Source organism: Sulfitobacter sp. HI0129, from assembly GCF_001635395.1.
Classification (GTDB): domain Bacteria; phylum Pseudomonadota; class Alphaproteobacteria; order Rhodobacterales; family Rhodobacteraceae; genus Sulfitobacter.
In genome coordinates, this window is record NZ_LWGH01000161.1 from 1 (window position 1) to 397 (window position 397).

The 397-nt window shown below is 59.2% G+C and carries 1 protein-coding gene; it reads right to left on the minus strand.

What is annotated here, in order from left to right; translation table 11 throughout:
• The coding region (locus A3764_RS01450) for an ABC transporter substrate-binding protein (RefSeq protein WP_236627985.1) at positions 1–384 on the minus strand (384 nt) is incomplete at its 3' end.
• Positions 385–397 lie beyond the last annotated feature (13 nt).

The following is a 397-nucleotide window of genomic DNA, read 5'->3' on the forward strand; positions in this document are numbered from 1 at the left end:
TAGATATTTCGTTCCGATGGTGATGGGTGTACTGCCCGTTTCGGAAAGCGTGTTGAAGGCAGCGAGCAGGTGGTGGAAGGTTTCGGGCGCGGTGAGGCCGTTCTGCTCGAAAATGTGACTGCGGTAGTAGATGCCCCACTGGTAATAGGTATAGGGCACGCCCCAGATCTTGCCGTCGATGGTCATCGACCCCTTGGCGGAGGCGAGCGTCTCTCCCAGCCCGTTCTGCTCCCACACGTCGTCGACCGGCTCGAAAAGGCCCGCCTCAACATAAGGCAGCATCCGGTTGCCCGCGTACCAGTTGGCAAGGTCCGGCGCATCGGCCGTCAGGAAGTTGCGGATCGATGTCTTGTACCCTTCGTGATCGAAAAGGTTCCACTTCACCGTGATGTCCGGG